The sequence below is a fragment of the Klebsiella sp. 18074 genome, assembly GCF_902705905.1.
Lineage (GTDB): Bacteria > Pseudomonadota > Gammaproteobacteria > Enterobacterales > Enterobacteriaceae > Klebsiella > Klebsiella terrigena.
This window is the reverse complement of sequence record NZ_CACSIS010000058.1, coordinates 1-6,979: the sequence shown is the minus strand read 5'-3', so window position 1 is coordinate 6,979 and position 6,979 is coordinate 1. Positions and strand designations below refer to the sequence as shown.

General features: G+C 54.2%; 7 protein-coding genes. All 7 read left to right on the top strand.

Translation table 11 applies throughout. The features are described from left to right. Positions 1 to 301: transketolase C-terminal domain-containing protein (locus GVK32_RS28050; protein WP_304623258.1), on the top strand; the 301-nt coding region annotated here is incomplete at its 5' end. Positions 302 to 627: 326 nt separating this feature from the next. Further along, positions 628 to 1,647, top strand: a complete 1,020-nt coding sequence (gene epd, locus GVK32_RS28045) for an erythrose-4-phosphate dehydrogenase (protein WP_123708783.1) — start codon at positions 628 to 630, stop codon at positions 1,645 to 1,647. 48 nt (positions 1,648 to 1,695) lie between these two features. After that, positions 1,696 to 2,859: a phosphoglycerate kinase gene (gene pgk / locus GVK32_RS28040; protein WP_159874097.1), complete on the top strand. Its 1,164-nt coding sequence runs from the start codon at positions 1,696 to 1,698 to the stop codon at positions 2,857 to 2,859. Positions 2,860 to 3,061: 202 nt separating this feature from the next. Continuing rightward, a complete protein-coding gene (gene fbaA, locus GVK32_RS28035) occupies positions 3,062 to 4,141 on the top strand; it encodes a class II fructose-bisphosphate aldolase (protein ID WP_159874095.1) in 1,080 nt (359 codons plus the stop codon). Positions 4,142 to 4,330: 189 nt separating this feature from the next. After that, the gene (gene mscS, locus GVK32_RS28030) at positions 4,331 to 5,188 is read left to right on the top strand and encodes a small-conductance mechanosensitive channel MscS (protein ID WP_159874093.1); all 858 of its coding nucleotides are present in this window, start codon (positions 4,331 to 4,333) and stop codon (positions 5,186 to 5,188) included. Positions 5,189 to 5,343: 155 nt separating this feature from the next. Continuing rightward, the gene (gene argO, locus GVK32_RS28025; protein ID WP_159874091.1) at positions 5,344 to 5,985 is read left to right on the top strand and encodes an arginine exporter ArgO; all 642 of its coding nucleotides are present in this window, start codon (positions 5,344 to 5,346) and stop codon (positions 5,983 to 5,985) included. Between the two features lie 83 nt (positions 5,986 to 6,068). Then, positions 6,069 to 6,818, top strand: coding sequence for an oxidative stress defense protein (locus GVK32_RS28020; RefSeq protein WP_159874089.1), 750 nt, complete (start codon positions 6,069 to 6,071; stop codon positions 6,816 to 6,818). Positions 6,819 to 6,979 lie beyond the last annotated feature (161 nt).

Genomic DNA, 6,979 nt, shown 5'->3' with positions numbered 1-6,979 from the left:
GGTTGCCGCGTGGGACCAGCTGTCAGCGGAAGGGGTGAAGGCGCGCGTGGTGTCCATGCCGTCCACCGACGCGTTCGACAAGCAGGATGCGGCGTACCGTGAATCGGTGCTGCCGAAAGCGGTTTCGGCTCGCGTGGCGGTGGAAGCGGGTATCGCTGACTACTGGTTCAAATACGTGGGCCTGAACGGTGCCATCGTCGGCATGACCAGCTTCGGCGAGTCTGCGCCGGCTGAGCTGCTGTTTGAAGAGTTCGGTTTCACCGTTGAGAACGTTGTCGCTAAGGCGAAAGCGCTGCTGTAGTTCTGAGCAACGCGCTCCGCGACGGCAGTAAAAGAATGAGCCGGGCTAACGCCCGGCTTTTTTGTTGCTGTTATTCCCGATGGCTGTCACGAGGCTGCATATTATTCCAGTGAAAATGTGATGTATGTCAGATTACATGCTTCTCATACTGGACAAGCATTCCTTTTATTCCGCGTTTGGCTTATTCTAGCTGAAGCGTTTCAGTCGTCTAAATGTTCGACAATTAATCAATCAGTCGCAGTTTGCGACGGGTAAGGTTTCCCTCCGGGCGTTGCTGGATTACTCTGTCAGCCACCTCACATCAGGGATAACCTTGCAGGAGACCTATGACCATACGCATTGCGATTAATGGCTTCGGTCGCATAGGGCGCAACGTGGTTCGTGCTTTATATGAATCCGGGCGTCGTGCGGAAATTACCGTGGTGGCAATCAACGAGCTGGCGGATGCTGCGGGCATTGCGCACTTATTGAAATATGATACCAGCCATGGGCGCTTTGCCTGGGACGTTCGCCAGGAGCGGGAGCAGCTTTACGTTGGCGATGACGTCATTCGCCTGCTGCACGAAGCTTCGATAGAGGCGCTACCCTGGCAAGAGCTGGCGGTGGATATCGTACTTGATTGTACCGGGGTTTACGGCAGTCGTGAGCATGGCGAAGCCCATCTTCAGGCTGGCGCGAAGAAGGTTATCTTTTCGCATCCCGGCGGTAACGATCTCGATGCCACCGTTGTGTTCGGCGTTAACCATGATGAGCTACGTGCAGAGCACCGTATTGTCTCCAACGCCTCCTGCACCACCAACTGCATTATTCCGGTCATTAAGCTGTTAGATGATGCCTACGGTATTGAGTCAGGGACGGTAACGACGATCCACTCCGCCATGCACGATCAGCAGGTTATAGATGCCTATCATCCGGATTTACGCCGTACGCGTGCGGCCAGTCAGTCAATTATTCCGGTTGATACTAAACTTGCAGCGGGGATCGCACGTATTTTCCCTCAGTTTAACGACCGTTTTGAAGCGATTGCGGTTCGCGTACCGACGATAAATGTGACGGCGATCGACCTGAGCGTGACGGTGAAAAAACCGGTAAAGGCTAATGAAGTCAACCAGTTGCTGCAAAAAGCAGCGCAGGGAACATTTCATGGTATAGTTGACTATACGGAATTACCGTTAGTCTCGACAGATTTTAACCACGATCCGCACAGCGCTATCGTTGATGGCACCCAGACGCGAGTGAGTGGGGCGCATTTGATCAAAACGTTGGTCTGGTGCGATAACGAATGGGGCTTTGCTAACCGGATGCTCGACACGACGTTAGCGATGGCCGCTCAAGGTTTCAGGTAAAGTGCGTGAGCGCTTGCAAAACTTTATGAATCAACGAGAGGATTCACCATGTCTGTAATTAAGATGACCGATCTGGATCTGGCTGGTAAACGCGTTTTTATCCGTGCCGATCTGAACGTACCAGTTAAAGACGGTAAAGTAACCAGCGACGCGCGTATTCGTGCTTCTCTGCCGACCATTGAGCTGGCTCTGAAGCAGGGCGCTAAAGTGATGGTCACTTCTCACCTGGGTCGTCCGACAGAAGGCGAGTACAACGAAGAATTCTCTCTGCTGCCGGTTGTTAATTACCTGAAAGACAAGCTGTCCAACCCGGTTCGCCTGGTTAAAGATTACCTGGACGGCGTTGAAGTTGCCGCCGGTGAACTGGTTGTTCTGGAAAACGTTCGCTTCAACAAAGGCGAAAAGAAAGACGACGAAGCGCTGTCAAAAAAATACGCCGCACTGTGCGACGTATTCGTTATGGATGCATTCGGTACTGCCCACCGTGCCCAGGCTTCTACCCATGGTATCGGTAAATTTGCCGACGTAGCCTGCGCCGGCCCGCTGCTGGCTGAAGAGCTGGACGCGCTGGGTAAAGCGCTGAAAGAGCCGGCTCGCCCGATGGTTGCCATCGTCGGTGGTTCTAAAGTTTCCACTAAGCTGACCGTTCTGGACTCCCTGTCTAAAATCGCTGACCAGCTGATTGTCGGTGGCGGCATTGCCAACACCTTCGTTGCCGCTCAGGGCCACAACGTGGGTAAATCCCTGTACGAAGCTGACCTGGTTGACGAAGCTAAGCGCCTGCTGACTACTTGCGATATCCCGGTACCGACCGACGTTCGCGTAGCGACTGAATTCTCCGAAACGGCGGCAGCAACCCTGAAATCTGTCAACGACATCAAAGATGAAGAGCAGATTCTGGACCTCGGCGACGTTTCTGCCCAGAAGCTGGCTGATATCCTGAAAAATGCTAAAACTATTCTGTGGAACGGCCCGGTTGGTGTGTTTGAGTTCCCGAACTTCCGTAAAGGCACTGAAATCGTGGCTAACGCCATTGCCGACAGCGAAGCGTTCTCCATTGCAGGCGGCGGCGATACCCTGGCTGCAATTGATCTGTTTGGCATCTCGGACAAAATTTCCTACATCTCTACTGGCGGCGGCGCGTTCCTCGAATTCGTGGAAGGCAAAGTACTGCCAGCAGTAGCAATGCTCGAAGAGCGCGCTAAGAAGTAAGTTTGTACAGGCGGGTAACACCGCCTGTTTTTCAAATTCTATTCAATTGTCGCTCTAAATAATTCGCGTTGCCGGAAGGCAGCGACACGGCGAACCCCGGCGGCTTACGCAAGTTAGCGGCGGCGGTAAGCGAGGAAAGCCAACGCACCGGCAGCACGAATTGTGACGAGCAGAAACGGCCGAAGATACAGGACTACGTAACATGTCTAAAATTTTTGATTTTGTAAAACCTGGCGTGATCACGGGTGATGACGTTCAGAAAGTGTTCCAGGTAGCTAAAGAGAATAACTTCGCACTGCCAGCGGTTAACTGTGTGGGTACTGACTCCATCAACGCCGTTCTGGAAGCAGCTGCAAAAGCTAAATCTCCGGTTATCGTTCAGTTCTCTAACGGCGGCGCGGCGTTCATCGCTGGCAAAGCGGTTAAAACCGACGTTCCTCAGGGGGCGGCAATCCTCGGCGCTATCTCCGGTGCACATCACGTTCACCAGATGGCTGAACACTACGGCGTGCCGGTTATTCTGCACACCGACCACTGCGCTAAGAAACTGCTGCCGTGGATCGACGGCCTGCTGGACGCCGGCGAAAAACACTTCGCCGCTCACGGCAAACCGCTGTTCTCTTCTCACATGATTGACCTGTCCGAAGAGTCCCTGCACGAAAACATCGAGATCTGCTCTAAGTATCTGGCGCGCATGGCCAAAATGGACATGACTCTGGAAATCGAACTGGGCTGCACCGGTGGCGAAGAAGACGGCGTGGACAACAGCCACATGGACGCTTCTGCGCTGTACACCCAGCCGGAAGACGTTGATTACGCGTACACTGAACTGAGCAAGATCAGCCCGCGTTTCACCATTGCTGCTTCCTTCGGTAACGTACACGGCGTGTACAAGCCGGGCAACGTGGTTCTGACCCCGACTATCCTGCGCGACTCTCAGGAATATGTTTCTAAGAAACATAACCTGCCGCACAACAGCCTGAACTTCGTCTTCCACGGCGGTTCCGGTTCTTCTGCTCAGGAAATCAAAGACTCCGTAAGCTACGGCGTGATCAAAATGAACATCGATACCGACACCCAATGGGCAACCTGGGACGGTATCCTGCAGTACTACAAAGCTAACGAAGCTTACCTGCAGGCCCAGCTGGGCAACCCGAAAGGCGAAGACCAGCCGAACAAGAAATACTACGATCCGCGTGTATGGCTGCGCGCTGCTCAGACGTCCATGGTGACCCGTCTGGAGCAGGCATTTAAAGAGCTGAACGCGATCGACGTTCTGTAAGAAAATTCTGTTTCTTGCCCTGAAGCCCGCTTAACTGCGGGCTTTTTCGTTTCCAGGCAAAAGGATATACCAGGGGGAAACTGTGATCGACTTGGCAAAACAGGCGCATATTGTTTACCCTTAACCTACCTGCCGTTTTGCAGGCCTGGTTTTTTTATTTCCCGCCCGGGTATTTATAAGGAATGTTAAATGGAAGATTTGAACGTTGCCGATAGCATACACAACGCCAGCTCGTGGCTGGTGCGTAATCAGGAGCTGCTCCTGAGCTATGCCGTCAATATCGTCGCGGCGATCGCGATTATTATCGTCGGGATGATCGTGGCGCGCATGGTGTCGAACACGGTTAATCGTCTGATGCTGGCGCGTAAGATTGATGCCACCGTGGCCGATTTCCTTTCCGCGCTGGTGCGCTACGCTATTATTGCCTTTACCCTGATTGCCGCCTTAGGCCGCGTCGGCGTGCAGACGGCGTCGGTGATTGCCGTACTCGGTGCCGCCGGTTTAGCCGTGGGTCTGGCGCTGCAGGGCTCGCTGTCCAACCTCGCCGCTGGCGTGCTGCTGGTGATGTTCCGCCCGTTCCGCGCGGGTGAATATGTCGATCTCGGCGGCGTGGCCGGTACCGTCCTCAATGTTCAGATTTTCTCCACCACCATGCGCACCGTCGATGGCAAAATTGTGGTGATCCCGAACGGTAAAATTATCGCCGGTAATATCATTAACTTTTCTCGTGAACCGGTTCGCCGCAATGAATTTATTATCGGCGTTGCCTACGATGCCGATATTGATAAAGTGAAGCAACTGCTGACCAATATTATCGAATCAGACGAACGTATTCTGAAAGATCGTGAAAGAACCGTCCGCCTGCATGAGTTGGGCGCTTCTTCGGTGAACTATATTATCCGCGTCTGGAGCCAGAGCAGCGATCTGCAAAACGTTTACTGGGATGTTCTGGAGCGTATCAAGCGCGAGTTTGATGCTAACGGTATCAGCTTCCCGTACCCGCAGATGGACGTGCACGTGATCCGTCCGCAGGAGCAGGCGGAGTAGTTCAGCGCCCGCAATAGCCGAAGGCCAGCGCCTGCTGGCCTTTAGTCATTGTTCATTATTAGCGTCGCTAATTAATGATTAATATTATCAATTTCCTCTAATGATTTGTTCGCGCTATATTCACCTGCGTTAACGACCTCATCGGAAAAACCACTATGTTATCGTATTACTTTCAGGGGCTTGCCCTGGGAGCGGCTATGATTTTGCCGCTTGGCCCGCAGAATGCGTTTGTGATGAATCAGGGCATTCGCCGCCAGTATCATCTGATGATTGCGCTGCTGTGTGCGATTAGCGATCTGCTGCTGATCTGCGCCGGTATTTTTGGCGGCAGCGCATTGCTGATACAGTCGCCGTGGCTGCTGGCGCTGGTCACCTGGGGCGGCGTGGCCTTCCTGCTATGGTATGGTTTCGGCGCGCTGAAAACGGCTTTTAGCGACAATCTGGAACTGGCGAGCGCGGAGGTGATGAAGCAGGGACGCTGGAAAATTATTGTCACCATGCTGGCTGTCACCTGGCTGAACCCGCACGTTTACCTCGATACCTTCGTGGTGCTCGGCAGCCTGGGCGGACAGCTGGCGGTTGAGCCGAAACGCTGGTTTGCACTTGGCACCATCAGCGCCTCGTTCCTGTGGTTCTTCGGCCTGGCCCTGCTGGCGGCCTGGCTGGCGCCGCGTTTACGCACCACCCGGGCGCAGCGGATCATTAACGTGCTGGTTGGCCTGGTGATGTGGCTGATCGCCGTCCAGCTGGCTAAAGATGGCTTTTTACACGTACAGGCGCTGTTCAACCAGGCTTAGTCCGATGGACTTTCCGCATATACGCGTTAAGCTTGCTGGCATGCGTCCGTATATGGGCGACCAATGTAGATGGAGAAACGACAGTGAAGTTAAAGCTCATGGCCCTGGCGGCAGCAATCGGATTCAGCTCAATGGCAGCTCAGGCAAATGAATTGCCAAATGGCCCCCACATTGTGACCTCGGGTACCGCCAGCGTTGCTGCGGCGCCCGATATTGCGACCCTGGCAATTGAAGTTAACGTGACCGCGAAAGACGCCGCATCGGCGAAAAAACAGGCCGACGATCGCGTTGCGCAATACCTCTCTTTCCTGGAAAAGAACGGTATTGCCAAGAAGGATATCAACTCCGCGAACCTGCGCACCCAGCCTGACTATGATTACCAGAACGGTAAAAGCATCCTGAAGGGCTACCGCGCTGTGCGCACCGTCGAAGTGACGTTGCGCCAGCTGGACAAGCTTAACGGCCTGCTGGACGGCGCGCTGAAGGCCGGCCTGAACGAAGTTCGCTCGGTATCGCTGGGCGTTGCGCAACCGGATGCCTATAAAGATAAGGCGCGTAAGGCGGCCATCGATGATGCTGTGCACCAGGCGCAGGAGCTGGCTGCCGGCTTCCACGGCAAGCTGGGCCCGGTTTATAGCGTTCGCTACCACGTCTCGAACTATCAGCCGAGCCCGATGGTGCGCATGATGAAAGCCGCCGATGCCGCGCCGGTTTCCGCCCAGGAAACCTACGAGCAGGCGACGATCCAGTTTGACGATCAGGTGGATGTGGTCTTTGAGCTGCAGCCAACCCAGCCGGCGGCGCCGGAGAAACCGGCCGCCGCGGCGCAGTAAGCCAGATGCAAAAAAACCCTTCAGATGAAGGGTTTCAGATTGATGACAAAGTCCTGGCCGTGAGGCCAGGACTTTGATCTAATAAGGTCAGTGCAAAAAATGGACTGACTGCCATGCTTAGAGAACCTTCCCCCCATCAATATCAGTTTGAAACCATTACT

Excerpts from the sequence above, each read along its gene's own strand:
- mscS (WP_159874093.1), top strand. The coding sequence starts at position 4,331 with ATGGAAGATTTGAACGTTGCCGATAGCATACACAACGCCAGCTCGTGG.
- epd (WP_123708783.1), top strand. The coding sequence starts at position 628 with ATGACCATACGCATTGCGATTAATGGCTTCGGTCGCATAGGGCGCAAC.
- fbaA (WP_159874095.1), top strand. The coding sequence starts at position 3,062 with ATGTCTAAAATTTTTGATTTTGTAAAACCTGGCGTGATCACGGGTGAT.
- pgk (WP_159874097.1), top strand. The coding sequence starts at position 1,696 with ATGTCTGTAATTAAGATGACCGATCTGGATCTGGCTGGTAAACGCGTT.
- argO (WP_159874091.1), top strand. The coding sequence starts at position 5,344 with ATGTTATCGTATTACTTTCAGGGGCTTGCCCTGGGAGCGGCTATGATT.